1 protein-coding gene is annotated in these 266 nt (G+C 40.6%); it reads right to left on the bottom strand.

What is annotated here, in order from left to right; translation table 11 throughout:
- On the bottom strand, positions 1 to 266 hold a 266-nt coding region (locus tag AACQ14_RS24580), incomplete at both ends, for a hypothetical protein (RefSeq protein ID WP_339366153.1).

The raw sequence follows: 266 nt of genomic DNA, 5'->3' as shown, positions 1-266 counted from the left end.
GATTTAAAGTCAAGCACCAGCACATTTTTATATAAACCCGGTTTAGAGTCCATGCCATAACCACCAGGAGACACTAAGCCAGATTCACCATCACCCATGTTGGGTGCAATGTAACCACTTCGATGTAATTTGGGTAAATAGAGATTAGTAAAAGCCGCCACTGATCCACCGACTCTATCAATGGATAAACCAGTAAGTTGCGCTCTTAACTTGGCAAAATCAAGTAACCGAGTTTTTTCAAAAATAAGCCATACTAAACGGCAATC

The organism is Vallitalea maricola, assembly GCF_036985595.1.
Lineage (GTDB): Bacteria > Bacillota > Clostridia > Lachnospirales > Vallitaleaceae > Vallitalea > Vallitalea maricola.
This window is presented reverse-complemented; position numbering and strand designations above follow the sequence as displayed.